General features: G+C 64.2%; 24 protein-coding genes. 10 read left to right on the top strand and 14 right to left on the bottom strand.

Annotation, left to right across the window (positions count from 1 at the left end; translation table 11 throughout):
* The first annotated feature begins 3 nt into the window (after positions 1 to 3).
* Both ACZYTC_RS05210 and ACZYTC_RS05205 read left to right on the top strand, forming a co-directional pair.
* Positions 4 to 1,473 carry a mannitol dehydrogenase family protein gene (locus ACZYTC_RS05210; RefSeq protein ID WP_441772334.1) on the top strand — a complete coding sequence of 490 codons (1,470 nt, stop codon included), beginning with the start codon at positions 4 to 6 and terminating at the stop codon, positions 1,471 to 1,473.
* Complete coding sequence (locus ACZYTC_RS05205) at positions 1,470 to 2,480, top strand: zinc-binding alcohol dehydrogenase family protein (protein ID WP_488989073.1); 1,011 nt, start codon at positions 1,470 to 1,472, stop codon at positions 2,478 to 2,480. Before ACZYTC_RS05210 ends, ACZYTC_RS05205 begins: the two co-directional genes overlap by 4 nt.
* A 131-nt stretch (positions 2,481 to 2,611) precedes the next feature.
* Here the strand turns inward: ACZYTC_RS05205 and ACZYTC_RS05200 are convergent, their stop codons facing one another.
* The 11 genes from ACZYTC_RS05200 to ACZYTC_RS05150 form a co-directional block, all read right to left on the bottom strand.
* Complete coding sequence (locus tag ACZYTC_RS05200) at positions 2,612 to 3,982, bottom strand: FAD/NAD(P)-binding protein (RefSeq protein WP_441772336.1); 1,371 nt, start codon at positions 3,980 to 3,982, stop codon at positions 2,612 to 2,614.
* Between the two features lie 115 nt (positions 3,983 to 4,097).
* Complete coding sequence (locus ACZYTC_RS05195) at positions 4,098 to 4,547, bottom strand: RrF2 family transcriptional regulator (RefSeq protein WP_149254599.1); 450 nt, start codon at positions 4,545 to 4,547, stop codon at positions 4,098 to 4,100.
* 135 nt (positions 4,548 to 4,682) lie between these two features.
* Complete coding sequence (locus ACZYTC_RS05190; RefSeq protein ID WP_488989072.1) at positions 4,683 to 6,104, bottom strand: LLM class flavin-dependent oxidoreductase; 1,422 nt, start codon at positions 6,102 to 6,104, stop codon at positions 4,683 to 4,685.
* Positions 6,105 to 6,204: 100 nt separating this feature from the next.
* The gene (ssuD, locus tag ACZYTC_RS05185) at positions 6,205 to 7,398 is read right to left on the bottom strand and encodes an FMNH2-dependent alkanesulfonate monooxygenase (RefSeq protein WP_434957078.1); all 1,194 of its coding nucleotides are present in this window, start codon (positions 7,396 to 7,398) and stop codon (positions 6,205 to 6,207) included.
* A 191-nt stretch (positions 7,399 to 7,589) separates the two neighbouring features.
* A complete protein-coding gene (locus tag ACZYTC_RS05180; RefSeq protein WP_488989071.1) occupies positions 7,590 to 8,849 on the bottom strand; it encodes an SfnB family sulfur acquisition oxidoreductase in 1,260 nt (419 codons plus the stop codon).
* Between the two features lie 101 nt (positions 8,850 to 8,950).
* Positions 8,951 to 10,189, bottom strand: coding sequence for an SfnB family sulfur acquisition oxidoreductase (locus tag ACZYTC_RS05175; protein ID WP_434957080.1), 1,239 nt, complete (start codon positions 10,187 to 10,189; stop codon positions 8,951 to 8,953).
* A gap of 21 nt (positions 10,190 to 10,210) precedes the next feature.
* Positions 10,211 to 10,720, bottom strand: coding sequence for a flavin reductase family protein (locus tag ACZYTC_RS05170; RefSeq protein ID WP_434957081.1), 510 nt, complete (start codon positions 10,718 to 10,720; stop codon positions 10,211 to 10,213).
* A 258-nt stretch (positions 10,721 to 10,978) separates the two neighbouring features.
* Entirely contained in the window at positions 10,979 to 11,791 is an 813-nt protein-coding gene (locus ACZYTC_RS05165) for a MetQ/NlpA family ABC transporter substrate-binding protein (protein ID WP_454814536.1), read from the bottom strand.
* A gap of 148 nt (positions 11,792 to 11,939) precedes the next feature.
* Entirely contained in the window at positions 11,940 to 12,605 is a 666-nt protein-coding gene (locus ACZYTC_RS05160) for a methionine ABC transporter permease (RefSeq protein ID WP_434957083.1), read from the bottom strand.
* Positions 12,595 to 13,698: a methionine ABC transporter ATP-binding protein gene (locus ACZYTC_RS05155; protein ID WP_434957084.1), complete on the bottom strand. Its 1,104-nt coding sequence runs from the start codon at positions 13,696 to 13,698 to the stop codon at positions 12,595 to 12,597. The genes ACZYTC_RS05160 and ACZYTC_RS05155 overlap by 11 nt, the downstream gene beginning before the upstream one ends.
* Entirely contained in the window at positions 13,695 to 13,922 is a 228-nt protein-coding gene (locus tag ACZYTC_RS05150) for a hypothetical protein (RefSeq protein WP_488989070.1), read from the bottom strand. Before ACZYTC_RS05150 ends, ACZYTC_RS05155 begins: the two co-directional genes overlap by 4 nt.
* 44 nt (positions 13,923 to 13,966) lie before the next feature.
* Here ACZYTC_RS05150 and ACZYTC_RS05145 point away from each other — a divergent pair, with 44 nt between their 5' ends.
* Together ACZYTC_RS05145 and ACZYTC_RS05140 are read left to right on the top strand one after the other, a co-directional pair.
* Positions 13,967 to 14,176, top strand: a complete 210-nt coding sequence (locus ACZYTC_RS05145) for a hypothetical protein (protein ID WP_441772342.1) — start codon at positions 13,967 to 13,969, stop codon at positions 14,174 to 14,176.
* 695 nt (positions 14,177 to 14,871) lie between these two features.
* Positions 14,872 to 16,197 carry an NCS2 family permease gene (locus ACZYTC_RS05140; protein WP_434959660.1) on the top strand — a complete coding sequence of 442 codons (1,326 nt, stop codon included), beginning with the start codon at positions 14,872 to 14,874 and terminating at the stop codon, positions 16,195 to 16,197.
* 81 nt (positions 16,198 to 16,278) lie between these two features.
* Here the strand turns inward: ACZYTC_RS05140 and ACZYTC_RS05135 are convergent, their stop codons facing one another.
* The 3 genes from ACZYTC_RS05135 to ACZYTC_RS05125 are packed head-to-tail and all read right to left on the bottom strand — an operon-like array spanning position 16,279 to position 18,862.
* Positions 16,279 to 17,124: an ATP-binding cassette domain-containing protein gene (locus ACZYTC_RS05135; protein ID WP_488989069.1), complete on the bottom strand. Its 846-nt coding sequence runs from the start codon at positions 17,122 to 17,124 to the stop codon at positions 16,279 to 16,281.
* A complete protein-coding gene (locus ACZYTC_RS05130) occupies positions 17,079 to 17,891 on the bottom strand; it encodes an ABC transporter permease subunit (protein ID WP_488989068.1) in 813 nt (270 codons plus the stop codon). Before ACZYTC_RS05130 ends, ACZYTC_RS05135 begins: the two co-directional genes overlap by 46 nt.
* A 14-nt stretch (positions 17,892 to 17,905) precedes the next feature.
* Positions 17,906 to 18,862: a sulfonate ABC transporter substrate-binding protein gene (locus tag ACZYTC_RS05125; RefSeq protein WP_488989067.1), complete on the bottom strand. Its 957-nt coding sequence runs from the start codon at positions 18,860 to 18,862 to the stop codon at positions 17,906 to 17,908.
* Positions 18,863 to 19,147: 285 nt separating this feature from the next.
* Between ACZYTC_RS05125 and ACZYTC_RS05120 the strand changes: the two genes are divergently transcribed.
* The 6 genes from ACZYTC_RS05120 to ACZYTC_RS05095 all read left to right on the top strand — a co-directional run bounded on the left by ACZYTC_RS05120 (position 19,148) and on the right by ACZYTC_RS05095 (position 24,856).
* The gene (locus ACZYTC_RS05120; RefSeq protein WP_488989066.1) at positions 19,148 to 20,191 is read left to right on the top strand and encodes an isopenicillin N synthase family dioxygenase; all 1,044 of its coding nucleotides are present in this window, start codon (positions 19,148 to 19,150) and stop codon (positions 20,189 to 20,191) included.
* A gap of 43 nt (positions 20,192 to 20,234) precedes the next feature.
* Entirely contained in the window at positions 20,235 to 21,566 is a 1,332-nt protein-coding gene (locus ACZYTC_RS05115) for an O-acetylhomoserine aminocarboxypropyltransferase/cysteine synthase family protein (protein WP_488989065.1), read from the top strand.
* 184 nt (positions 21,567 to 21,750) lie between these two features.
* Positions 21,751 to 22,770, top strand: coding sequence for an ABC transporter substrate-binding protein (locus ACZYTC_RS05110; RefSeq protein ID WP_322431304.1), 1,020 nt, complete (start codon positions 21,751 to 21,753; stop codon positions 22,768 to 22,770).
* A gap of 9 nt (positions 22,771 to 22,779) precedes the next feature.
* The gene (locus ACZYTC_RS05105; RefSeq protein WP_441772347.1) at positions 22,780 to 23,799 is read left to right on the top strand and encodes an ABC transporter permease; all 1,020 of its coding nucleotides are present in this window, start codon (positions 22,780 to 22,782) and stop codon (positions 23,797 to 23,799) included.
* Positions 23,799 to 24,566, top strand: a complete 768-nt coding sequence (locus ACZYTC_RS05100) for an ABC transporter ATP-binding protein (protein ID WP_434957094.1) — start codon at positions 23,799 to 23,801, stop codon at positions 24,564 to 24,566. The genes ACZYTC_RS05105 and ACZYTC_RS05100 overlap by 1 nt, the downstream gene beginning before the upstream one ends.
* Entirely contained in the window at positions 24,563 to 24,856 is a 294-nt protein-coding gene (locus ACZYTC_RS05095; RefSeq protein WP_434957095.1) for a hypothetical protein, read from the top strand. Before ACZYTC_RS05100 ends, ACZYTC_RS05095 begins: the two co-directional genes overlap by 4 nt.
* Positions 24,857 to 24,967 lie beyond the last annotated feature (111 nt).

Genomic DNA, 24,967 nt, shown 5'->3' with positions numbered 1-24,967 from the left:
CCGATGCGTCTCGGCACCAGTACCCTCGCCCAACTCAAGGCTGATATCGCCAAACCGCGCTATGATCGGGCCGCGATCCGGCCCGGTATCCTGCATCTGGGCACGGGCGCCTTCCATCGCGCGCATCAGGCTGTCGCCATCGACGATTGCCTGGCCCGCGGCGAGACGGATTGGGCCATCCTCGGCAGTTCGCTGCGGGGCACCCAGACGCGCGACGCCCTCGCTCCCCAGGATGGGTTGTACACACTCGCCATACGCGACAGCGGCCGCGAGGATCTGCGCGTGATCGGATCCGTGCTCGGTGTCACCGTCGCACCGGAAAATCCCACTCTTCTCCTGGACCAACTCGCCGCCCCGGCTATCCGGATCGTCACGCTGACGATCACTGAAAAAGGCTATGCAGTCGATCTCGGCAGCGGCGGCCTGAGGCAGGATCATCCCGATATCGTCCATGATCTCGCCAACCCGCAGGCGCCCCGCTCGGCCCTCGGTTTCCTGGTGGAAGCGATCGCGCGCCGCCGCCGGGAGGGCGGTCGCCCCTTCACCGTCCTGTCCTGCGACAACCTTCCGCAAAATGGACGCACGCTGAAACGCGTGCTCGCCGAATTCGCTGCCCTGCGGGACAAGGACCTGGCGGCCTATATCGCCGGCGAGATCCCCTGCCCCTCCTCCATGGTCGACCGCATCGTGCCGGCGACGACCGACGCGGACCGCACCGCCATTTCCGCCTCGCTCGGCCTCGAAGACGCCTGGCCGGTGCTGGGCGAGCCGTTCAGCCAGTGGGTGATCGAGGATCGCTTTGCCGCCGGCCGGCCGCGCCTGGAGGAAAGCGGCGTCGAGTTCACCGACGATGTCGAGCCCTTCGAGCATATGAAGCTGCGCCTGCTCAACGGCACGCATTCCACCATCGCCGCGGTGGGGCGGCTGGCCGGCCATGAATTCGTGGCGCAGGCGATCGCCGATCCGGTGATCCGCGATCTGATCGAGCGCTATTGGCAATGCGCCATCCCGACCCTGTCCATCCCGGCCGGCAGGGCCTTCGCCTATACGAGGCAGCTTCTCGGCCGCTACGAGAACACCTCCCTGCATCACCGCACCGCACAGATCGCCTCCGACGCTTCGCAGAAACTGCCGCAGCGCATTCTGTCGCCCCTGCGCGATTGCCTCGCCAAGGGACTGCCCTGCGGCCCACTGATCTTCGCTATCGCCGCCTGGATTCGCTCCTGCGGTGGCAGCGACGACAAGGGCCGTCCCCTGCCCCTCAACGATCCGACCTTCGAGGCCTGGACCGGCCAGCCGGACCAGCGCAGTGCAGCGCCCCAGGCTGTGGTCGAGGCTTTTCTCGGCCTTTCTGCTGTTTTCGGCGACGACTTGCCACGCAACGCGGCCTTTGTCGGCGATCTGCAGGCGGCTTATCGGGCGATCGCCACCCAAGGCGTCCTGGGCGCCGCCCAATCCTGGAGACAGACATGAGAGCCCTGAGCTGCGACGAGCCCGGCAAGCTGAGCATCATCCAGCGCGACGAGCCTCGCCCCACCGGGAACGAGGTTTTGGTGCGCATTCGCCATGTCGGCGTCTGCGGCACCGACTATCACATCTTCCATGGCAACCAGCCTTATCTGAGCTATCCGCGGGTGATCGGACACGAGCTCGGCGCCGAGGTCGTCAGCGCGCCGGCGGGATCGGCCCTGCGCACCGGCCAGATCGTCTCGATCATGCCGACGATCTATTGCGGCCACTGCCGTGCCTGCCGGATGGGCAAGACGAATTGCTGCCAGCACCTGGAAGTCCTCGGCGTCCATCGCGACGGCGGGGCCTGTGACTTGATCGCCGTGCCGGAGGCCAACGTCATTCCGGCCGACGGCCTGACGGCAGGACAGGCGGCCATGGTCGAGTTCCTGGCCATCGGCGCCCATGGCGTGGCGCGCGGCGGCATCGGGCCGGGACAGCGCGTGGCGATCGTCGGCGCCGGGCCAATCGGCATCGCAGCCGCCGTCTTCTCCAAGGTGGCTGGCGCCCATGTCAGCGTCGCCGACATCAATCCCCACCGCCTCACCTTCTGCGCGGACGAATTGGGGGCGGATGGCGTCTTCGAGGCCTCCGCCGATATCCGGGATCGCCTCGGTCAGGCAACGGGCGGCGATTTCTTCGACTGCGTCATCGACGCTACCGGCAGCCCCGGCGCCATGCAGAAGGGTTTCGATCTCGTCGGCCATGGCGGCGCCTACGTGCTGCTGTCGCTGGTGCGCGCGGACATCACCTTCAATGATCCGGAATTCCACAAGCGCGAGACCACGCTCTATGCCAGCCGCAATGCCATCAGGCAGGATTTCGAGACCGTGCTGCAGGCGATGCGGGCCGGCAAGGTGCCCCTGCAAGCCCTGGCCAGCCATGAGGGCAGCCTGGACGATGCGCCCGGCCTGATACCGGAATGGTCCAGGCCGGAAACCGGCGTGATCAAGGCGATCCTGACCGTATAGGCGGCCTGCGCGTCTCAAACCAGGCGGTTGCCACACTCCCTGCCGAAGAAGGCCTGTCGCGTCTTGCTTTGTCAGCCCCGCCTCGTCCGCCGGGACGTCCGTGCCCGCATCAGCCAGCAAGCTGCAGATTTCTAGGACGGTGCCGTCAGCAGATGGCCCGCCAGCTTGGCCACCTGCTGGCGGATATCCGGCACGGCTACGATCTCCCAGAACGTGCCGGAGGTGATCGGTCCCACGGCAAAGAGCCGATCCGAGGGCGTGCCATCCACCCCCAGCACACCGCAGTCCAGGCCGACATCCAGGCCGAGGCCGAGGCTGTCGGGCCGCACCCTGCCATCGGCGAGCAATTGGCGCAGAATCGGGTTGTCGGTCGCCGTGACGTCAGCCGCGCGCCCGCGGCACTCGAAGACGGCATCCGCATCGATCTGCATTTCGGACGCACCAGTGCGGGCGGTGTAGCGTACCGTTACACCGCCTGCCTGCGGATCGAATCCAGTAACCCGTCCCGCCACGATGGCGAGCTGCCCTGCCCGGCGAGCTTCTTCGATCCGCGCTGCGGCGTCCGGTGCCATGCGATGACGATGGATGTCCCACCAGGCCCGGGCATGGCGCAGAAAACGTCGGCGCGCCTCCTGAGACAGGCTGCGCCACAGGGGCTGTGTATAGGGCCGCAGCCCGTCGACGATGGCACGCCAATCGCCCCCCGCTCTCTGGTGTTCAGCCACGAGCCGACGCAGCCAGCGCGTGAGATAGACGATACCCGTGCCATAGGGGATGTCGGCGGCGTCGAGGCGCAGAGGCTGGACCGGCTTGTGCGCCTGCGGGCTGAGGCCGCGCCTGGAAATCGCGGTGATCCGGCCTCGATGTCCGGCATGCAGCAGGGACAGGACCCGGTCGGCCATGGTGAGGCCGGTACCGACGATGACGACAGCGGCATCGGGGGAGAAGGCCGCCGGCCCGGCATCGAACCAGCCATCGAAACGCCAGGGGGCCGGCGACAGCCTGGGACCCTCATTGCCGGTCGCCAGAATGGCGATGTCGGCATTCAGCCTGCCGCCCCCGCTCAGATGGACGACAACGCCTTGCCCGGTTTCCGCGATGCCGACCGCCTCGTCCTGCACGATAACCAGACGCCGGCTACCCGGCCGCTGCACGAGATGCGGCGAGAGCAGATCGGCGAGGTAATCGCGATAAAGGCGCCGGGGCGCGAAGGACTGGGAGTCCGGACAATGGCTGCTGCTATGCTCGCCAACCCAGCGCCAGAAATGGTCGGGATCATCGGGATAGGCGCTCATATTGGCAGCGCGAACATTCAGGAGATGATCGGGATGGCTGGTGCCATAGGCAATGCCGGCGCCGAGCTCCCGGCTCTTCTCCACCAGGGTCACACGCAGATCCGGATGATGATGACGCAGCAGATGGGCCGTCATCAACACGCCGCTCGCTCCGCCTCCGATGACGACGATATGCCTGGAGGAGGCGGAATGGACAGTGGGCGGCATGCTGCAAACTTCGATTAATCTAGTATTTTGATAGATCAATCACACACAGCCGACAAGGTGCTCAGCTGGTGAATTTCAAAGCAGGCCGTCTCAGACACCGATCCAGATGGGCGGATCAGATATGATACATCAAAGTCAGGTCGTCGAGATCGGCGAGCGCCCGCATCTCGGCGAGATTGCGATTGTCCAGCACGGTGGAAATCGCCTGCCGCACTTCCAGCATCATCAGACGCACCGCACACTGGTTCTCGTCGGAACAGTCGTCACAGCGCTGATAGGCCGTGCGGCTGGCGCAGGGGATCGGCGCGAGCGGCCCGTCCAGCACGCGCACGATGTGGCCGACTCGGATTTCGCTTGCGGGCCGGCCGAGAACATAGCCGCCGCCCTTGCCCTTCTTCGAATGCAGGAAGCCAGCATTCTTCAGCTCGCCCAGAATCGTATCGAGGAACTTCTTGGGAATGCCATTCTGTTCAGCGATATCGGAGACAAGACATGGCTTGCCCGGCTCTGCACCGGCCAGATGCACCATTGCCTTGAGGCCGTATTTGCCTTTTTTCGTCAGCATGCGGCCCCCGGACTGCGATTCGGAAATCCACTTCAGCCTTCTGGTAATAGCAAAAGCACTGATTTGCTACTCATGCCGTCGCCAAAGCTTGCCAAAACTAGAGCAAAGCGCGTTCAGGCGTGAACGAGCTTTGCTCTAGCTCCTTGCTTTGGACGCGTCTTTGCGATTCGACGTGCTCCCGTCCAATCGCAAAACGCTATGGCGATAAGCCGACGCCGCATGACTTTCGGGCAGCCGCGGCGAGCCGCCGAAAAGCTTCTCGCGCAAGGTTCCCTCGGCATAAACAGTCTTGTAGCGTCCCCGCCGCTGCAGCTCCGGCACCAGCAGATCGGCGACATCCGCAAAGGTCTCCGGGCGCACCGCGAAGGCGAGGTTGAAGCCGTCAATGCCGGTTTCATCGACCCAGGCTTCCAGCTCGTCGGCCACGCTGGCAGGTGAGCCGATCACCACAGGCCCGATGCCGCCGATCGCCACATGCTCGGCGACCTCGCGCACAGTCCAGCGGCGATCGGGATCGGCGCGGGTGATGTTCTCGAGCGCCGAGCGTCCGGCCTCATTCTCGACATGCTCCACGATCGCATCGCGGTCGAGTTGCGAAAAATCGACACCGGTCCAGCCCGACATCAAGGTCAAGGCTCCCTCGTGATCGGCATAGCGGCGATAATCGGCGAACTTGGTCGCCGCCTCCTCATTCGTGGGCGCCACGATCACCGTCAGCAGGGTAAAGATCAGGATGTCGGCAGGGTTGCGTCCGAGCCGCGCAGCGGCCTGCCGAATGGCAGCCACCCGGCCGGCGATCACCTTGCGGCTCGGCCCGGAAATGAAGACGCATTCGGCATGCCGCGCCGCGAAGCCGAGCCCCGCCGGCGAGGTTCCGGCCTGATAGAGCACGGGCGTGCGCTGTGGCGAAGGTTCGCTCAGATGCACGGCATCGATGCGAAAATACGGTCCGTCATGCTGGACTTTGCGCACCCGCCGGGGATCGGCGAAGACCCCGCTCTGCGCATCCGCAACCACGGCATCGTCAGCCCAGCTTCCTTCCCACAGCTTGTAGACCGCAGCCATATAGTCCTCGGCGATGGCATAGCGGTCGTCATGCGCTGTCTGCTTGTCCTTGCCGGCACCGCGGGCCGCACTATCGAGATAGCCGGTGACGATGTTCCAGCCGATGCGCCCCTCCGTGAGATGGTCGAGCGTCGACATGCGGCGCGCAAAACCATAGGGCGGCTCGTAGCTGAGATTGACGGTGACGCCGAAACCCAGATGCCGCGTCACCGCCGCCATGGCCGGCACGAGCAGCAAGGGATCGTTCACCGGGATCTGCGTGGCGTGGCGCAGGGCCGCTTCGCCATTGCCGCCATAGACGTCGTAGACACCCAGGACGTCGGCCAGGAACAATCCATCGAACAGGCCCCGTTCCAAGATGCGGGCGAGATCGAGCCAATAATCGAGCCGGTTATAGGCGCGCGAACGATCGCGGGGATGGCGCCACAACCCGGGGGACTGATGCGCCAGGCAGTTCATCTCGAAGGCATTGAAACGGATGGGTTTGGACATCACTCGGTGTGCCGGTCTTCAGACCGGCAATCCTTGTTGGAAGAAGATTGATGCCGGTCTCGCTCCATCACTTGATGGAGCTGAAAAGACCGGCACACCATTATCCTGCTGCCGCCTTACGATTGGAAGGCGCCACGACATTGGCGATGACCTCGCCGAAGGGGCCGGCATTGCGGGCGGGCCCAAGATCGTTGCCGGTGGTCTTCTTCAGGGGAAGCTTGGGGAAGACCAGTTCGGCGAAGCGATAGCATTCCTCCAGATGCGGATAACCAGAGAGAATGAAGCGGTCGATGCCGAGCGCCATATATTCCTTCATGCGCTCGGCCACCTCGTCGGGATTGCCGACCAGCGCGGTGCCGGCCCCGCCGCGGACCAGGCCGACACCGGCCCACAGATTGGGGCTGATCTCCAGCTTGTCACGCGACCCACCATGCAAGGCCCGCATACGGCTCTGCCCCACCGAATCCATGCGTGCGAACACCTTCTGGGCCGTGGCGATGGTCTCGTCGTCGAGCTTAGAAATCAAGGCATCCGCCGCCTGCCAGGCCTCGGCCGAGGTTTCGCGCACGATCACATGCAGGCGGATGCCGAAGGTGAGCGTACGGCCATATTTGGCGGCGACCGCCTTGGCATTGGCGATCTTCTCCGCGACCTGCTGGGGCGGCTCGCCCCAGGTCAGGTAGACGTCGACATGCTTGCCGGCGACCTCGTTACCCGCTTCCGACGATCCACCGAAATAGAGCGGCGGATAGGGCTGGCTCACCGGAGGATAGAGCAGCACACCATCTTCGATGCGCAGATGCTTGCCCTCGCGAGTGATCTTGCCGCCCTGCAGGAGGTCGCGCCAGATATCGAGGAATTCGTCGGTGACCTCGTAGCGCTCCTTATGGTCGAGGAAGACGCCGTCCCCCTTCAGCTCCACCGGATCGCCGCCGGTGACGACATTGATGAGCAGCCGCCCGTCGGAGAGCCGGTCGAGCGTCGCTGCCGAGCGCGCCGCGAAGGCCGGCGTGGTCAGGCCGGGACGGATCGCCACCAGGAAGCGCAGGCGCTTGGTCAGCGGCACCATGGCCGAGGCGATGACCCAGCTGTCCTCGCAGGAACGGCCGGTGGGCAGCAGCACGCCGAAATAGCCGAGTTCGTCGGCGGCCTTGGCAATCTGAGAGAGGTAGCCGAGCGAGACATGCCGCGCGCCCTCCTCGCTGCCGAGATAGCGCCCGTCGCCATGGGTCGGCAGGAACCAGAGCACATCGGTTTCCTGGGCGGGCGGGGGCAGGTCGAGATCATAGGGCATGGTAAAGTCTCTGGTCGTATATTGGAGGGTCGATCTCCAGATCGACCGTCTTGGAAACGTAGGACGAGATGGGGCGCGAAGACGGTCGATCTGGAGATCGACCGTCCATGCTCCCGGCGCCTTCGGCGGTTAAGTCAGCGCTTATGGAGGTCGGGCCAATTCGGTTCGCGTGTTCATGAACGGGCTTTTGCTTAGATGGCGCCGTGGCGCGGCGGATTGATGCCGTTGAGCCAGTAGTCGCCGATGGCGCGGTATTTCCAGCGCACGGGATCGTGCACGGTGTGGGTGCGGGCGTTGCGCCAGAAACGGTCGAAGCCGAACTGGGTCTGGGTGGCGCGCGAACCGGCGAATTCGATCAGCTTGCTGCCGGCGAGCAGCGAAGCCTCGGTGGAGGCAACCTTGGCCTCGGCGACGGCTATCGAGGCGGCCGCGACCGTCTCCACCGTGGGATCGGCCACGGCGATGTCGGAAAAGCGCCCGGCCCGCTCCAGCAGCGCATCGGAGGAGGCCACACGGATCTTCACCTCGCCAATGCCGGCGATCGTATAGGGATCCTCATAGCCATGATCGAGGCCGCTGTCCTTCCAGGGACGGGCATGCTTCTTCACGAAGCTCAGCGTCTCGGCGAGCGCGGCCCGCGCGATACCGGCCTCGACGGCGGCGTGCATGATCTGCGCCACCGGCCCCATCGAGGTCGGCCGGTCGAAGACCGCCTTCAACGAAATCACCGAGAAGGGATGCACCTCGACATTATCGAGCGTGGTCGTGCCCGAGCCGGTTACCCGCTGGCCGAAGCCGGCCCAATCGTCGATGACATCGAGCCCCGGTGTCGACCGCGGCACGAAGGAGATGGTCGAACGCCCCTCATCGTCATTGGCCACCACGGCCACCCAATGGGCGAACAGGGCACCGGTGCAATAGAATTTGCGCCCATCGAGGCGCAGCACCGGCCCGTCTTTGCTGAGGCGGGTGTTGTGGTCCTGGGCCGTCTTGGTGCCGATTTCGGACAGGGCATTGCCGATGCGCTCGCCGGCCAGAATGCGGCCATAGAAGAAGCGCTTCTGCTCCTCGCTGCCTTCCAGGCGCAGGGCATGCAGGATGAAGAAGTGGTTCTGCGGAATCTGGCCGATCGAACCATCCGCCGCGGAGAGAAGCGCAATCACCTCCGCCAGAGTGCCGGATGATACCTCGGCGCCGCCATAAGCCTTCGGCACGGTGATGGCGAGCAGGCCGGCATCGGACAGCCAGTCGAGTTCCTCATAGGGCAGGCGCCGCTCGCGATCCCGTTCGATCGCGGTCTCGGCGATGCGGGCCGCGACCTTGCGCGCGGCAGCGAGTGCCTCGGCGTCATCCTTGATGATATGGGCCTTGCCGGCCCGTAAGGGCGGTGCCTTGAACGCAACCAGGCGCTCAGGTGGGGTATCGGCGGTCAGGGCGGCGGCAGTGGGCATGATTTAGTCCTATTCCGGGTGCGCGGGCGTCTCGCCCGCTCTTCCTTCCGGCTTATTCGATGTTTCCAAGGACGGGCGAGACGCCCGCGCACCCGGAGAAATCAACTCCAGGGGTGGCGCGGCGGGCTCACGCCGTTCAGGGCGTGATTGCCGACATGGAAGAATTTCCAGCGTACCGGATCATGCAGCGTGTGGGTGCGGGCATTGCGCCAATGCCGGTCCAGATTGTACTGGCCCAGGGTCGAGCGCGTACCGCCGAGTTCGTGCAGCTTGTTGGTGGCGAGGATGGCGATCTCGGTGGTCAGCACCTTGGCCTCGGCAACCGCGACGGCAGCCGCCGTCACGCCCTCCTCGGTCGGCTGCTCCACGATCGCGTCGACAGCCCGCCCGGCCTTCTCCAGCAGGGCCTCGGCGGCATGCAGCTTGATCTTGAGATCGCCGATCTGGGCGATGGTGAAGACATCCTCATAACCGTGCTCCTGGCCGCTATCGATCCAGGGCCGGACATTGTTGCGCACGAACTTGATGGTCTCCTCGATAGTGCCGCGCGCAATGCCGGCATCGACGGCGGCCTGGATGATCTGGGAGACCGCCCCGTTGGTCGAGGGATTCTCGCCGCCGAGATAGGCCGGTATGACGCCCTCGGGGCCAACCCGGACATTGTCGATGCGGACATTGCCGCTCGCCGTGGTGCGCTGCCCGAAACTCGACCAATTGTCGATGATATCAAGGCCTTCGGCATCGCGGGGCACGATGGCCAGATGCACCTTGCCGGCGGGATCGACGGCGCCGATATGGATGTAATGCGCGAACAGCGCTCCGGTGGCGTAGAACTTCTCGCCCTTGACCCGGTAGCCGTCACCATCGGGCGTGAGCGTGGTCTCGAAGGCACCGACATGCTTGGACTTGGCCTCGGAGAAGGCGTTGCCGAGCCGGTAGCCCGAGAGCACGCGGCTAAACCACAATTTCTTCTGCTCTTCCGACGCGGTAGCCCTGATAACGTCCACGGCGGCGAGATGGTTCTGCGGGATCTGGCCGATGGAAGGATCCGCCGCCGAGATCAGCTTGATCACCTCCGTCAGCGTCACCCAGGAGACGCCGGCACCGCCATAGGATTTGGGAATGGTTATTCCCCAAAGGCCGCTCTTGGAGAAACGGTCGAGTTCCACCGCCGGCAGAAGCCGTTCGCGATCGCGCAGCGCCGCCTCGGCCGCGAATTCCGCCGCCAGAGTCGTGGCAATCTCGATCGCCTCGGCATCGGACGTGATGACATGGGCCTTAGGCTGGAGATCGAATTGAGGTGGCTCGGAGGTGAGCGGCGGCGCAACGGAAATGGTCATGGTGATCCCGGTCTTCTTGAATCAGGCAGGATGGAAGCCGCCATAGCCGCCCTGGGCATAGACGAGCGGCCTGCCATCGGCGGTGCGAATACCGCGTACGGCACCGATGATGATGGAATGGCTGTGGCGGTCGATGAACTCCTCGACCTCGCAATCGACGGAGGCGAGCGCGCCCTCCAGCGCCAGGGCGCCGGTGAAGAGGCGGTTCCAGCCGGCGTTTTCGTACCGGGCCACCCCCTTGATGCCGCCCCGCCCCGCAAAGCGATCGGCGACGTGGCGCTGGTGGTCGGCGAGGATGTTCACGCAATAATGGCCATAGCGGCGGATGACGGGCCAGGCCGAGGCATCGCGGTTGACGCAGATGATCATGGTCGGTGGCTCGACCGACAGCGACACGGCCGACGTCGCCGTGAGGCCGGTACGCTCGTCCCCCTCGCCCGCGGTGATGACGCTGACGCCGCCAGCCACCAGCCGCATGGCGTCGCGCAGATTCGGTGCCGTAACCGGCGGCAGCTTCACGGCGATATTCATGTTCGTATCCGTCATCTGAAAGAAGCAGTGGAGGCCTCGCCTCCCCTTTCGCTGGCACCCAACGGCGCATCGTGGGCGGATGGTGCAACAGCAACAATCTTATGTCTATAGATTTTATAGAATTTATGGCCAAAAAAATTCGAGAGCTTCTGCTCTCGCCTGGGGCCCGACCCGCTTGCAGCCGATGACGATCATCGGGCTGAGTGCGGTCCGGAAGTGGGTGCGCCGACCGTCAGCCGGCGCACCCCTGAAACGATCTTACCAGGCCGGCTGGATCGCGCCCTTGAAGTTGGCGTTGATGAAATCGGCCACTTCCTGATTCTGGTAGGAGGCGACCAGCTTCTTGAAGATCGGCTTGTCCTTGTCGGCTTCGCGCACGGCGATGAAGTTGCCATACGGATTGTTGGTGCGGCTCTCTTGGATCAGCGCATCCTTGGCCGGCGTCAGGCCGGCGCCGAGGGCGTAGTTGGTGTTGATCACCGCGCCGTCGAGATCGGGCAGCAGATTGGCGAGCTGCGAGGCCTCGATCTCCTTGAATTCCACCTTCTTGGGATTGTCGGTGACGTCGAGCACGCTCGGCACCTGGCCATCGGCGGTCTTCAGCTTGATCAGGCCATTGGCCTCAAGGAGCTTGAGGGCGCGGCCGCCATTGGAGGGATCATTGGGAATGCCGATGACGGCGCCTTCCTTCAGGTCGGCGAAGGCCTTCAGCTTCTTCGAATAGAGGGCGATCGGCTGCACCAGCGTATAGCCGATCGGCACGATCTTGTAGCCGCGGGCCGCGATCTGGCTGTCGAGATAGGGCTTGTGCTGGAAGGCGTTGGCATCGAGATCGCCCTTCTCCAGCGCCTCGTTGGGAATGGCGTAGTCGGAGAAGGAAACCAGTTCGATGTCGAGCCCATCCTTGGCGGCGACCTTCTTGGCCACCTCCCAGATGCGCTCCTCGTCGCCACCCATGACGCCGAGCTTGAGCTTGTCGGCGGCAAAGGCCGCGCCGGCAGGAGCGAGGGCAAAGACCAGGGCCAGCGCAGCACCGGCGAGGCGGCGGCGCGTCAATGTGTAGGCGGACATGGGAGTCTTTCCTGTTTTAGATAGACGTTGAATCATGTCGAGAGGCACTGGAAATGACTCTCGGTTCCGTCTCGCAAATCACTGCGTTTACCCAATAATTTGCGAGGTGTTCAGGTCTCGGATGCCTCGGCATCTGCGAGACTTGATATCAGTCCTGTCGCACGCGCTTGTTGAGTTTCCGAGCGGCCAGGTCACCCGCCGACTGCACGCCCTGCACGAGCAGGATGAGGATGACCACCACCGCCCCCATCACTTCGGGCATGAAGCGCTGATAGCCATAGCGGATGGCGACATCCCCCAGGCCACCGCCACCGACTACGCCGGCCATGGCCGAATAGCCGATCAGGCTGACCGTGGTGAGGGTGAGGCCGAGCACGAGACCCGGCAGGGCCTCGGGAAACAGCACCTTGCGGATGATCTGGAACGGTGTGGCCCCGAAGGAGCGCGCCGCCTCGATCAGCCCGGCATCGACCTCGCGAATGGCGCTTTCCACGATACGGGCGATGAAGGGAGCGACCGCGATCGTCAACGGCACGATCACGCCTTTCAGGCCGATCGAACTGCCGACCACGAAACGCGTGAACGGAATGATCGCGACAATGAGAATGATGAAGGGCACCGAGCGCACGGCATTCACGATGGCACCGAGCACGGCATTGGCCTTGGGTGAGGCCAGCAACTCGCCACGCCGACTGGTGGCCAGGAAGATGCCGAGGGGCAAGCCGAAAAGAGTGCCGAACAGGATGGAGACACCCACCATGATCAGGGAATCGCCGGTGGCATCGCGAATGACTCTGAGGATTTCAGGCGACATAGCCAATCACCTCCCCTTGCAGATTGAGCCTCTCCACCGCCGCGACCACGGCAAGCCGGGTTGCCTCGTCGCCTGGCACCGAAACCAGCAGTGCCCCGAAGGGCTCGCCACCGATCGTATCGATGCGACCGGCCAGGATATTGATGTCGATGCCGAGAATGGTGGTGAGACGGCTGACCACCGGCGCTGTAGCATGCGAGCCGGTGAAGGTGATGCGCAGCACCGCGTGGCTGCCCGGGCTCGGCTGGTCGGCGAGGCGCCGGGCCAGATCGGCCGGCAGTTCGACACCGGTGACACCGCGCACGAAACTGGCCGTGGTGGCATGGCGCGGCTGGGTCAACACCTCGAAGGCGCGCCCGGTCTCGATCAGCTTGCCGGCCTCGAGCACGGCAACCCGATGGCAGATCTCCTTGATCACCGACATTTCATGCGTGATCAGTACGATGGTGACGCCGAGGCGCTGGTTGATATCGGCGAGCAGGGCCAGGATGGAGGCCGTCGTCTCCGGGTCGAGCGCCGAGGTCACCTCGTCGCCAAGCAGGATCTTGGGCCGGGTCGCCAAGGCGCGGGCGATGCCGACGCGCTGCTTCTGGCCGCCCGACAGCTCCGCCGGATAACGGTTGCGCTTGTCTGCCAGCCCGACCAGATCGAGCAGCGGTTCGACGCGCTCCCGGATCTCCGCGGCGGCGATACCGGCCACTTCCAGGGGAAGCGCCACATTCTCGAAGACTGTGCGCGAGGATAAAAGATTGAAGTGCTGGAACACCATGCCGATGGACCGGCGGACCGGGCGCAACTGGCTTTCGCTGAGGGCATCGACCTCGATGCCGTCGACGACGACGCGACCATTGGTCGGCCGCTCCAGCCCGTTGATCAGCCGCAGCAGCGTCGATTTGCCGGCACCACTGCGCCCGATCACGCCGAAGATTTCGCCGCGCGGAATCTCCAGGCTGAGATCGTCGAGCGCGAACACGGCAGAACTGCCCTTGCGCGCGGCGAAGGAACGCGACACGCGTTCGAAGCGCACGATCGGTTCGACTGCCTCCACCTCACCAGGCAAGGTCAGGCTTTCCACTCTCACAGGTGCGTTCACGCCACCAACTCCTCCATGAGGGAGTGCAGGCGCCTGGCAACCTGGCCAGAGAGATAGCGTTCGGCATCACGCGGACCCACGAAGGTCATGCCCTCGAAACGGCTGAAGCGCCGGCTCGCAGCATGAAACGCAAAGCGGCGCGCCTGGGGTTCGCGCACCACGATGCCGACGGCGGCACCGGAGATCTCAATAACATAGGATTCGGAATTGGAGGGATGAGACATGATAAGGCCGCCACTTGGTGGCGCTCCGGAAAGACAGGGAATGCATGCGTTCAGACCAGCTTCAACAACAACAGCTGCAACACATCTTTCCGTCTGGCTTTTTGATACCTGTCCCGCTGATCGCGATCATGGGTCACTTCCTGTTTGGAGCCCACGACATCAGCCGTGGCGCTTTAGCGTTTGATGACGCGGCGCAAGCTGCACGCTCAAATGCCCGCGATCGACTCCCTGAGAAGCCGATGACACAAAAATAAATAGTCCACAAAATTAGTCAACTGTTGTTCGTGGATTTTTTTGGTCTCCACGAACTTCGTTTGTTCCCTCCATAGACACTGACTTGCATGAACTCAATGTGCCGTAATGATCGGACAAAAAGACGGTCGGCCAGTCAGTAACTCATCGGACCAATGGCCAATCCCACAGGCACGCTGTATACTGGGCGTAATTTCAGGCTGTATGCCAGCAAGGCCGCTGCGCAAGGTGGATGAGAGCCCAGCGCAGCCCGTGCAAGGCGGATCGAGAACGGCGCTCATCCCCGAAGGCCTCTGCAAGACGCGCGGAAACCCTCCACTTCCCTCCCCCTTCTCTTACAAATAATTGCGAAAGACCTTCCAGCTTAGCCGGCTGTTGAAAGCCTTGTGTCTCAAGGCAAAGCAACGGAGAAAGGAATGGTTTGAAGCTGGTATCTTGCCGCGTCAAACGAATGGTAGCCGCGATCCCGTCCGGGAAGAACAATCCGGCGCGGGCCTCAGCTGATGTTTTCGGATCGGAACATGGTTCCCGCCCGAAAGCACCAGCAAAGAACTTGAGAAGACGCAGCAATTTCTGGTCTCATCCTTTGGGTTGAAGCAGAAATGCTGCTTAGGGAGTCATAACGCTCGGCAGAGGCCAGCCTCGAACAGGCGATCGAGATCGCTTTACAGGGATAGCCAGACGCGCAACCAAGGTCATGCGCGTGCCGCAAGAGAGGAAGCAAACCGTGCTGGACGCGTTTTTCAAACTGAAGGAACAGGGCACCTCGGTGCGGACGGAGGTGATCGCCGGCATCACCACCTTCCTCACCATGGCCTATATCATCTTCGTCAATCCGGAGATCCTGTCGACCACCGGCATGGACCGCAATGCGGTCTTCGTCGCGACCTGCCTGGCCGCGGCCCTCGGCTCGCTGATCATGGGCTTGGTCGCCCGCTGGCCGATCGGCATGGCGCCGGGCATGGGCCTGAACGCCTTCTTCGCCTTCACCGTCGTCGGCACCATGGGCTTCACCTGGCAGCAGGCGCTGGGCGCGGTGTTCATCTCCGGCTGTATCTTCCTGGTCCTGACCGTCACCGGCGTGCGCAGCTGGTTGATCGCCGGCATTCCGCACTCGATGCGATCGGCCATCGCGGCCGGTATCGGCCTGTTCCTCGGCATCATCGCCCTCAAGAGCTCGGGCATCGTGGTCGCCAGTCCCGCCACACTGGTTACCCTGGGCTCGCTCAAGGAGACCGGCACGCTGCTGGCCATCCTCGGCTTCTTCATCATCGCGGCGCTCGACGTACTCAAGGTTCGCGGCGCCATCCTGATCGGCATTCTCGTCATCACCGCGCTTTCGATCGCACTCGGCGTCAGCAAGTTCGGCGGCGTCATCTCCATGCCGCCCTCCATCCTGCCGACCTTCCTGCAGCTCGACCTGGTCGGCGCCATGCATGCGGGCCTGGTGCATGTCATCCTGGTATTCGTGCTGGTCGAGGTGTTCGACGCCACCGGCACGCTGATCGGCGTTGCCAAGCGCGCCGGCCTGATCCAGCCCGACAAGCCCAACCGCCTCGGCCGCGCTCTGCTGGCCGACAGCTCCGCCATTCTCGCCGGCTCGCTGCTGGGTACCTCCTCAACCACCGCCTATGTTGAAAGCGTGTCCGGCGTGCAGGCTGGCGGGCGCAGCGGCCTCACCGCCATCGTCATCGCCATCCTGTTCCTGGCCGCGCTGTTCTTCTCGCCGCTCGCCGGTTCCGTGCCTGTTTACGCCACTGCGCCCGCTCTGCTCTACGTGGCCTGCCTGATGATGCGCGAACTGCTCGAAGTGGAGTGGGACGACATCACCGAGGCCGCTCCGGCCGCGCTGACCGCGCTGATGATGCCCTTCACCTATTCGATCGCCAACGGCCTCGCCTTCGGCTTCATCAGCTATTGCGCTCTCAAGACCCTCACCGGCCGGCCGGGCCAGGTGCATCTCGCCACCTGGCTGGTCGCCGCGCTGTTCGTCGTCCGCTTCGCCTTCTTCGCGGGCGGTTGAGCCTCCGATCCTCGGACATGGCACAAGCAAGAAGGCCAGGGCAGCATGCTTGCCCTGGCCTTTTTCATATCGGCAGAAAGATCAAACGTAGGACAGCACGCGGCTCGCCAGCTTGGCCGTCCGCTCGTCATCGCGACGCGGGCGCGGCAGGTCGATGGCCAGGTCAAGCGCCACGGCGCCTTCGCGCAGCACGATCACCCGATCCGCCAGCGCTACCGCTTCCGACACGTCGTGCGTGATGAGGATGGCGGTGAAGCCGTGCTCGCGCCAGATCCGCGACAGCAATTGATGCATCTCCACCCGCGTCATGGCGTCGAGCGCGCCGAAGGGCTCGTCGAGCAGCAGGATGTCGGGCCGGCTGACCAAGGCGCGCGCCAGCGCGACACGCTGCCTCTGGCCGCCCGACAACACGCTCGGCCATTCATTGGCCCGATCCCCCAGCCCCACCTCGTCGAGGGCAGCTTGGGCCAGGCCGCGCCAGCTCGGACCGCGGGCGATGCCGACATTGCCGATCACGCGCTGCCAGGGCAGCAGCCGCGCGTCCTGGAACATCAGACGGGCTCCGGCATGTGCGCCTCGCGCGGCCGTTCCGCCGATCTCCACCTCGCCGGCGCTGGGACGGTCGAGGCCGGAAATGAGACGCAAAAGCGTGGATTTGCCGCCGCCCGAACGCCCGACGACGGCGACGAACTCGCCCGGCTTGATGGTGAGATTGAGCCTGTCGAGCACGACGCGGTGATCGAAGGCTTTGGATGCCCCTTTCAGCTCGATCGCCAATCCCTTGGGTTTGGGGGACGGCGCGACGAAATTCGACGGCGCCAGGCTGTTGCGGGTCAATTCGGGAGTGAAATAGCCGTCTTCGACATGGAGCAGAGCGTGGGTCAAGCTAGTGCCTCCCGGCGGGGTCGCGCATAGGTGGGATGCCATTGCAGGGCGGCCTGTTCGAGCAGCTTCACCAGCGTGTCGGAGAGCTTGCCGAGCACGGCATAGATGATCACGCCGAGCAGGATGACGTCCGTCTGCAGGAATTCGCGGGCATTCATGGTCATGTAGCCGATGCCCGATGAAGCGGAGATGGTCTCAGCCACGATCAGCGTCAGCCACATGATGCCAAGGCCGTAGCGCAGGCCCACGAAGACCGACGGCAGGGCGCCTGGCAGGATCACCCGCCAGAATCGCGCCACCGGGCCCAGGCCGTAGACACGAGCCATCTCGGTGAGATGCGGATCGATGGTGCGGATGCCGTGATAGGTATTGATGTAGACGGGAAAGAGCACGCCGAGGACGACCAGGAAGATCTTGGCGCTCTCGCCGATGCCGAACCACAGGATCACCAGCGGAATGATGGCAAGGTGCGGCACGTTGCGCAGCATCTGCAGGGTGGAGTCGAGCAAGAGCTCGGCCGGGCGCCAAACGCCATTGGCGACGCCGAGCGCGAAACCGATGAGGCCGCCAATGGCAAGGCCCTGCAATGCGCGTCCGGCGCTGACGCCGACATTGTGCAGGAGGCTGCCATCCTGGAGTGTCTGCCAGAAGGCGAGCGCCACCGCACTCGGTGCCGAGAGCACCCGCGCCTGCAGCCAGCCGAGATCGGCGGCAAGCTCCCAGCCGGCCAGCAGCAGCACGGGCAGCAGCCAAGGAATCAATCGTCTAACCAGGCGCTGGGTCAGCCCATTGATGCGTTGCGATGCCATCGGCCCCTCCCCGCTCAGAGTGTCACGCCGGGACGTAGCGCGTCCGCGATCTTGATCGCCTTCGGGATGAGGCCGAGCTTATGGAAGGTGTCGGCAATCTGCTGCTGGGCGGCTACCGTCTCGGCAGTGATCGGCTGCACGTTCCAGGACTGCCGGCCGAGCGCCAGCTTGAGCACCGGCGCGGGAATGCCGACGGCGGGGGCGAGTTCCTTCGCCGCCTCGTCGACATGGTCCTTGGCCCATTGGTCGATCTCATTGATGGCGGCCAGGACGGCGTCGATCGCAGCCGGATTGGCCTCGGTGAAGGAGCGTTCACCCAGATAGAATTGCCGGTTGGCGACCAGTCCCTCGCCATTGGCGAGCTGGCGCGCTTCGACGGCGATCTCGGCCGCCGCCTGGAAGGGGTCCCAGATCACCCAGGCATCGATGTCGCCATGCTCGAAAGCGGCTCGTGCGTCGGAAGGCGTCAGGAACACGGTCTGAATGTCGCCATAGGCCAGACCCGCCTTCTCCAGCGCCTTGACCAGAAGATAGTGAACGTTCGATCCCTTGTTGAGCCCGACCTTCTTGCCCTTCAGCTCCGCCACCGATTGCAGCGGGCTATCCTTGCGCACCAGGATCGCCTCGCTGAGGGGGGCAGCCGGTTCGTTGGCGACATAGACCAGGGGTGCGCCAGCGGCCTGGGCAAAGATCGGCGGAGCCTCACCGGTGATGCCGAAATCGAGCGCACCGACATTCAGGGCTTCCAGCAATTGCGGCCCACCGGGAAACTCCGTCCAGGTCACGCCGAAGCCGAGTGGCTCGAGCTTGCGTTCCAGATTCCCGCGCGCCTTGAGCAGTAGGAAGGTGCCGTATTTCTGATAGCCGACGCGCACCGTCTTCGTCGCGGCGCGCGCGGGTCCAAGGGCGGCGGTCACGGCAAGTGCGGGCGCGGCGGCAAGCAGGAAGCGGCGGGTCCAGAGCGGGGTCATCAGGTCATCCTTAGGCATATCGGCCTCTATAATCCTAATAGTTGATAGATTTAGTCAATAATTAATTTCCCGCCCCGGCTGCATGGAATTTGGCCTGCAATCCGGCCTCTTCTTCCAGTGCGGACCGTTCACGATCTGATTCCGTTCTGGTACCTAACTCCCTGGCAGAAAAGTGTTATTTCGGCAGCTCGTCGTTATAATTCTATATAGTCTATAAAATCAGTTGACTTATAAATACCGCCATGGTCGATTTCACACAGAGATTCAACCAGACGGTCCAACGCCATGACGACTTCAGCCGAAAGCCTGCCTATCCTCGATTTCCGCTGGTTCGAGGCCGGGCCGGCAGAGCGCAAGGCCTTCCTGGAGGACCTGCGCGAGGCAGCCCGCGGCCCCGGCTTCTTCTACCTGACCGGTCACGGCATCCCCCAGCAGTTGATCGGTGACGTGCTGCGCCTGTCACGTCGCTTCTTCGACCTGCCCGAACAGGACAAGCTGGCGATCGAGATGATCAACTCGCCGCATTTCCGCGGCTATAACCGGGCCGGCTTCGAGCATACGCGCGGCAAGCCGGACTGGCGCGAGCAGGTCGACATCGGCGCCGAGAAGAGGGCCCGTCCCCTCGACCCCGCAACCCCGGCCTGGCACCGCCTGCAAGGTCCCAATCAATGGCCCGCAGCCCTGCCCGAATTGCAGCTCATCACGCTGCGCTATCTCAGTGAAATCACCCAGCTCGGCGTTCGTGTCCTCAGTGCCTTCGCGCTTGCCTTGGGCCAGAAGGCTGATGCCTTCGAGCCGATCTACACACCCGAACCCAACCAGCTCCTCAAGATCGTGCGCTATCCCGGCCGCGAGGCCAGCGAGGGCGACCAGGGCGTCGGTGCCCACAAGGATTCGGGTTTCCTCACGCTGCTGCTGCAGGATGTGCAGGGTGGCCTGCAGGTCGAGGGAGAGCATGGCTGGATCGAGGCACCGCCCATTCCCGGCACTTTCGTCGTCAATATAGGCGAGATCCTTGAACTGGCTTCGAACGGCTATCTGCGCGCCAACATCCATCGCGTCGTCTCGCCGCCCGCCGGAACCGACCGCCTGTCGGTGCCCTTCTTCCTCGGCGCCAATCTCGAAGCCGAAGTACCGTTGCTGACACTTGCACCGGAACTCGCAGCCGAAGCACGCGGCTTGACGCAGGACCCGCTCAATCCGCTCTTCCGCGAGGCCGGACGCAACTATCTCAAGAGCCGCCTGCGCTCTCACCCCGACGTCGCCCGCCGCCACCATTCCGACCTGATCGATACCAGCAAAACCGCACAGGTCGCGTCCGCCTACTGAACCGAAACTACTGACCTCAAGCCCCTCCTCCGGAGCCATTCGCATGACCACCGACTCCCGGCATTTCGAAACCCTCGCTCTGCATGGCGGCAGCTATCGCGCCGATCCGGCCACCGGTGCGGTGGCGGTGCCGATCTACCAGACCACCTCCTACCAGTTCCAGGATACCGGCCACGCCGCGCGCCTCTTCGCGCTCGAGGAGCTCGGGAACATCTATACGCGCGTGCAGAACCCGACGACCGACGCGCTGGAACAGCGCATTGCCGCCATCGAGGGCGGCGCGGCCGCCCTGGCTGTCTCGTCGGGGCAGACGGCCTCGGCCTATTCGATCCTCAACCTCGCCCAGGCCGGCGACAATATCGTCTCGTCCACCGACCTCTATGGCGGCACCTGGACCCTGTTTGCTTCGACCCTCAAGCAGTTCGGCGTCGAGGTCCGCTTCGTCGATCCCTCCGATCCGGAGAATTTCCGCCGGGCGAGCGACGACAAGACCCGCGCCTTCTATGCCGAGACGCTGCCCAATCCCAAGCTGCAGGTGCTGGCAATCCGCGAGATCGCCGACATCGGCCGCTCGATCGGCATTCCCCTCATCGTCGACAATACCGCCGCGCCGCTGATCGCCCGCCCGCTCGAACATGGCGCAGCCGTCGTGGTCTATTCGGCGACCAAATACATCGGCGGCCATGGCACCTCCATCGGCGGGCTGATCGTCGATGGCGGCAATTTCCCCTGGGAAGACCATGCCGAACGCTTCCCGCTGCTGACCCAGCCGGACGAGGCCTATCACGGCGCCATCTGGACCGAGGCCGCCAAGCCGCTCGGGCCGATCGCCTATATTCTGCGCGTGCGGGTGAAGCTCCTGCGCGACGTCGGCGCGGCCCTGTCGCCCTTCAACGCCTTCCAGCTGCTGCAGGGGCTGGAAACCCTGCCGCTGCGCCTGCGCCAGCACAATGAGAACGCCATCAAGGTGGCGGACTTCCTCGCCAAGCACCCAGGCGTCAGCCATGTCATCTTCCCCGGCCTGCAGTCGGACGAGAACCGCCGTCGCGCCGAGGCCTATCTCAAGGGTGGCTATGGCGCCTTGGTCGGCTTCGAGCTCAAGGGCGGTGTCGAGGCCGGCAAGCGCTTCATCGACGCACTCAAATTGCTCTACCACGTCGCCAATATCGGCGATGCCCGCTCGCTCGCCATCCACCCGGCCTCGACCACCCATCAGCAGCTGACGCCGGAAGACCAGCTCGCGACCGGGGTGACGCCCGGCTATGTGCGCCTGTCCATCGGCATCGAGCACCCGGACGACATCATCGCCGACCTGACGCAGGCCCTGGCCACTGCCGAAGGCGAGCACGACGCCGCGGAACGTAAGGCGGCCTAAAACATCGCTCGAGAATAGCGCCTGTCATCCCCGGCCGAGCCTCACAAGCTTGCTTGTGAGTGCGAGGGGAAGGGGGTCCAGGGACTGAAGGGCTCGACTGATGGCCCCTGGATCCCCTTCCCTCGCTTCGCTCGCCGGGGATGACACAGTCTTTTCACCGCCCAGCCGGCCACGGATGAAACCCATGTCCAAACTTCCCACTTTCTCGCGCCGCAGGGCGCTCAAACTGGCCGGAACGGCCGGTGCCCTCGCCTCCCTCGGCGCCGTCGGCGGCCGGATCTTCTCGCCCGCCATCGCGGCGCCAGCGCCCAAGATCCGCCTGGCCTGGACGGAGGTGGCTGCCTGCCACTCGCCGCTCGGCTTCGGCGTGGCCAAGGGCATCTACGCCAAGCACAATCTCGACGTCGAGTTGTTCTACCAGGGCGCCAGCGGCCAGACGCTGATCCAGGCTCTCGCCACCGGCAAGGCCGATGCCGGCGCCGGCCTGATCGGAGACTGGCTGAAGCCCCTGGAGCAAGGTTTCGACGTCAAGCTCTTCGTCGGCTCCCATGGCGGCTGCCAGCGCCTGCTCACACGCAAGGATTCCGGCATCAAGACGCTGGCGGACGCCAAGGGCAAGACCATCGCCACCTATGGCATCGGCGCTCCGCCCCAGGTCGCTTTCCAGGTCAGCTTCGCCAAGGCCGGGCTCGATCCGGAAACCGACGTGACCTGGAAGGCTGTGCCCTTCGATCTCGTCGGCGAGACGCTGAACCGAGGCGATGTCGATCTTGCCGCCCATCTCGATCCCTGGGCCTGGGCCATCGAGAAGCAATTCGGCTTCACCAAGATCGCCGACACCCAGACCGGTTATTACGAGAACCACACCTGCTGCGTCCTCGGCGCCAACGGCCCCTTCCTGGAAGCGAACAAGGATGCGCTGCGTCGCCTCGCCGAAGCGAATATCGAGATCCATGAATATACCGCCAACCATCCCGACGAGGTGGCGCAATGGTATTTCGAAACGCTCAAGCCCGCTGGCCTGACGACCGCTCAGCTCACCGAAATCCTGGGAACGCTGGTCTACCACAACCATCCGATCGGCCAGCCGCTGATCGACCAGATCCGCCTGGCGGCTGAAGATCTCAAGCTGGTCAAAGTGCTCGATCCCACCACCGATCCCAAGGAGTTCGCCGAGCGGATCACCATCAACCTGCTCGCCTGAGGCCTTGTCATGAGCGATACCCTGCGCGCGCCCAACTCCGGAGTCCTCAAGGCGAGGCCGCCTTCACAGGCTTCCCTGCAGGCCCTCTGGAACGGCGTGTGGAAGCATGGGCTGCTTGCCTCGGCCGCTCTGGCGGCCACTGCGGGCATCACGATCGGCTTGCCCGACGTGGTCCCCTGGGGCAGCGCTGGTCTGTTCGCCGCCCTTACCGGCACGGCGGCGCTGGTCTTCCTGGCCCTAGCCTTTGCCGTGCACCGTCTTGGCGGGCTGGGACGCACGCTGCTGTATTACGGTCCCTGGTTCGCTGCCATCGGCGTCTGGCTGGCGCTGTGGGAACTCTCGACAGCCAAGACCGGCTGGCTGCCCAAGCCGTTCTTCTCGCCTCCGCATGGCCTGCTCCATGTCTACGTCACCGAGAGCCAGCGCCTTCTGATCTGCATCGCCTATTCGCTGCGCCTATGGTCCGCCGGCTTCTTCTGCGGCATCGCCGTCGGCTATGGGCTCGGCATTGCGCTGGGCTGGTCGAAGCGCTTCAGCTATTGGGGCATGCCGATCCTCAAGCTGATCGGCCCGGTTCCGGCCACGGCCTGGATCCCCTGCACCTTCTATTTCTTCCCCAATACCTTCGATGCCAGCGTGTTCATCGTGGCGCTTGCCTCCGGCATTCCCGTCGCCATCCTGACGGCCTCCGGCGTCGCTTCGGTCAACCGGGCCTATTACGACGTCAGCCGCATCTTTGGCGCCAAGAGCTGGTACCTGATCCGCAACATCGCCATTCCCGCCTCCCTGCCACATGTCTTCGTTGGCCTGTTCATGGGCCTCTATTACTCATTCGCAGTCCTGGTGGTCGCCGAGATGCTCGGCGCCAAATACGGGCTCGGCTGGTACATCCAGTTCCAGACCGCCTATTCGGGCTATGCCAACGTCTACGCAACGCTGCTGATCATGTCCGTCATCTGCGCCGGTATCGTGAAGCTGCTCTTCGTGCTGCGCGATCGCCTCCTCACCTGGCAGAAGGGCTTCATCTGATGGCTGTCTCCGGCCACAGCATCGGCATCGACGTCCACGGCGTCAGCCATCATTTCGATCTCTCGGGCGCGGAACTGCCCGTACTGGATGGCATCGATCTCAAGGTCGCGCCCGGCGAATTCGTCGCCCTGCTCGGTCCCTCGGGGTGTGGCAAGTCCACCCTTCTTCGCCTGATCGCAGGATTGGAGCCTCCCGCCACCGGCACGATCCTGGCCGACGGCAAGGCGGTCGGGGCACCCGATCCCTCCCGCATCCTGGTCTTCCAGGACCCGACCCTGTTTCCCTGGCTCACCGTCCGCAAGAATGTCGCGGCCGGGCTGGAGGCGCGCGGCGTGCTCGCCCGTCAGCGCCATCGCATAGGCCATGCCTTGTCTCTGGTCGGGCTCGAGCGCTTCGCCGATGCCTATCCCCACCAGCTTTCGGGCGGCATGGCCCAACGAGCCTCGCTCGCAAGGGCCCTGGTGCACGACCCCGCCCTGCTGCTGCTCGACGAGCCGCTGGGCAAGCTCGATTCCCTGACGCGCCTCGCCCTGCAGGACGAGTTGGTGTCGCTATGGCAGCGCACGGGCTTCACGGCGTTGCTCGTGACCCATGACGTCGAAGAGGCGCTGCTGCTCGCGTCGCGCGTTATCGTGTTCTCCGACCGGCCCGCGCGGATCAAGGCGGAATTTCCTATCGACAAGCCCTATCCCCGCCATCGCGACGACGTGGACCTGGTGCATCTGCGCCGGGAAATTCTGGCGGCGCTGGGATTGGTCCTTTCATGAGCGTCCTGCCCTTATATCCGCGAATTCTCCTCATCCTGGGAGTAGCCATCGTCACCCTGTCCCTGCTCTGGTGGTGGATTACCTACAGGGATGTGATCGGCTACAATTATCTCTCGCTTCCCGATGCCGGGCTTTGCCTTGTCAGCAACAGCGATATTTGCCAGCTTGCGAAATCGCTGTGTCGCGGCACCCACCCTCTGGCGATCGTGGCCTATTGGTCGGCCAGCCTGTGGATCGGTGTCGCGGCGCTCTGCGCCAGCCTCGCGACGGGGACGGCACGAGACGCCTGAACAAAGACTGCCGGTACGAGTTCCGGAGTCGGATCAACAAGATACGGGGCCTCGCTCAACTTCAGAATCTGAATCATCGACCGTCGGCACAACCCTTACAGCTTCCGGCGT

The sequence above is a fragment of the Labrys sp. F242 genome, assembly GCF_057813875.1.
Note: the sequence above shows the minus strand (reverse complement) of the source record. Positions and strands in the feature narration are given on the sequence as shown.

Bases quoted from the DNA above. Each gene is read 5' to 3' on its own strand.
- ACZYTC_RS05150 (WP_488989070.1), bottom strand. From the start codon at position 13,922: ATGTCTCATCCCTCCAATTCCGAATCCTATGTTATTGAGATCTCCGGT.
- ACZYTC_RS05120 (WP_488989066.1), top strand. From the start codon at position 19,148: ATGACGACTTCAGCCGAAAGCCTGCCTATCCTCGATTTCCGCTGGTTC.
- ACZYTC_RS05210 (WP_441772334.1), top strand. From the start codon at position 4: ATGCGTCTCGGCACCAGTACCCTCGCCCAACTCAAGGCTGATATCGCC.
- ACZYTC_RS05205 (WP_488989073.1), top strand. From the start codon at position 1,470: ATGAGAGCCCTGAGCTGCGACGAGCCCGGCAAGCTGAGCATCATCCAG.
- ACZYTC_RS05130 (WP_488989068.1), bottom strand. From the start codon at position 17,891: ATGGCATCGCAACGCATCAATGGGCTGACCCAGCGCCTGGTTAGACGA.
- ACZYTC_RS05095 (WP_434957095.1), top strand. From the start codon at position 24,563: ATGAGCGTCCTGCCCTTATATCCGCGAATTCTCCTCATCCTGGGAGTA.
- ACZYTC_RS05200 (WP_441772336.1), bottom strand. From the start codon at position 3,982: ATGCCGCCCACTGTCCATTCCGCCTCCTCCAGGCATATCGTCGTCATC.
- ACZYTC_RS05180 (WP_488989071.1), bottom strand. From the start codon at position 8,849: ATGCCCACTGCCGCCGCCCTGACCGCCGATACCCCACCTGAGCGCCTG.
- ACZYTC_RS05115 (WP_488989065.1), top strand. From the start codon at position 20,235: ATGACCACCGACTCCCGGCATTTCGAAACCCTCGCTCTGCATGGCGGC.
- ACZYTC_RS05145 (WP_441772342.1), top strand. From the start codon at position 13,967: ATGCGTTCAGACCAGCTTCAACAACAACAGCTGCAACACATCTTTCCG.
- ACZYTC_RS05175 (WP_434957080.1), bottom strand. From the start codon at position 10,189: ATGACCATTTCCGTTGCGCCGCCGCTCACCTCCGAGCCACCTCAATTC.
- ACZYTC_RS05160 (WP_434957083.1), bottom strand. From the start codon at position 12,605: ATGTCGCCTGAAATCCTCAGAGTCATTCGCGATGCCACCGGCGATTCC.
- ACZYTC_RS05135 (WP_488989069.1), bottom strand. From the start codon at position 17,124: ATGGCATCCCACCTATGCGCGACCCCGCCGGGAGGCACTAGCTTGACC.
- ACZYTC_RS05195 (WP_149254599.1), bottom strand. From the start codon at position 4,547: ATGCTGACGAAAAAAGGCAAATACGGCCTCAAGGCAATGGTGCATCTG.
- ACZYTC_RS05170 (WP_434957081.1), bottom strand. From the start codon at position 10,720: ATGAATATCGCCGTGAAGCTGCCGCCGGTTACGGCACCGAATCTGCGC.
- ACZYTC_RS05125 (WP_488989067.1), bottom strand. From the start codon at position 18,862: ATGACCCCGCTCTGGACCCGCCGCTTCCTGCTTGCCGCCGCGCCCGCA.
- ACZYTC_RS05165 (WP_454814536.1), bottom strand. From the start codon at position 11,791: ATGTCCGCCTACACATTGACGCGCCGCCGCCTCGCCGGTGCTGCGCTG.
- ACZYTC_RS05110 (WP_322431304.1), top strand. From the start codon at position 21,751: ATGTCCAAACTTCCCACTTTCTCGCGCCGCAGGGCGCTCAAACTGGCC.
- ssuD (WP_434957078.1), bottom strand. From the start codon at position 7,398: ATGCCCTATGATCTCGACCTGCCCCCGCCCGCCCAGGAAACCGATGTG.
- ACZYTC_RS05100 (WP_434957094.1), top strand. From the start codon at position 23,799: ATGGCTGTCTCCGGCCACAGCATCGGCATCGACGTCCACGGCGTCAGC.
- ACZYTC_RS05190 (WP_488989072.1), bottom strand. From the start codon at position 6,104: ATGTCCAAACCCATCCGTTTCAATGCCTTCGAGATGAACTGCCTGGCG.
- ACZYTC_RS05105 (WP_441772347.1), top strand. From the start codon at position 22,780: ATGAGCGATACCCTGCGCGCGCCCAACTCCGGAGTCCTCAAGGCGAGG.
- ACZYTC_RS05140 (WP_434959660.1), top strand. From the start codon at position 14,872: ATGCGCGTGCCGCAAGAGAGGAAGCAAACCGTGCTGGACGCGTTTTTC.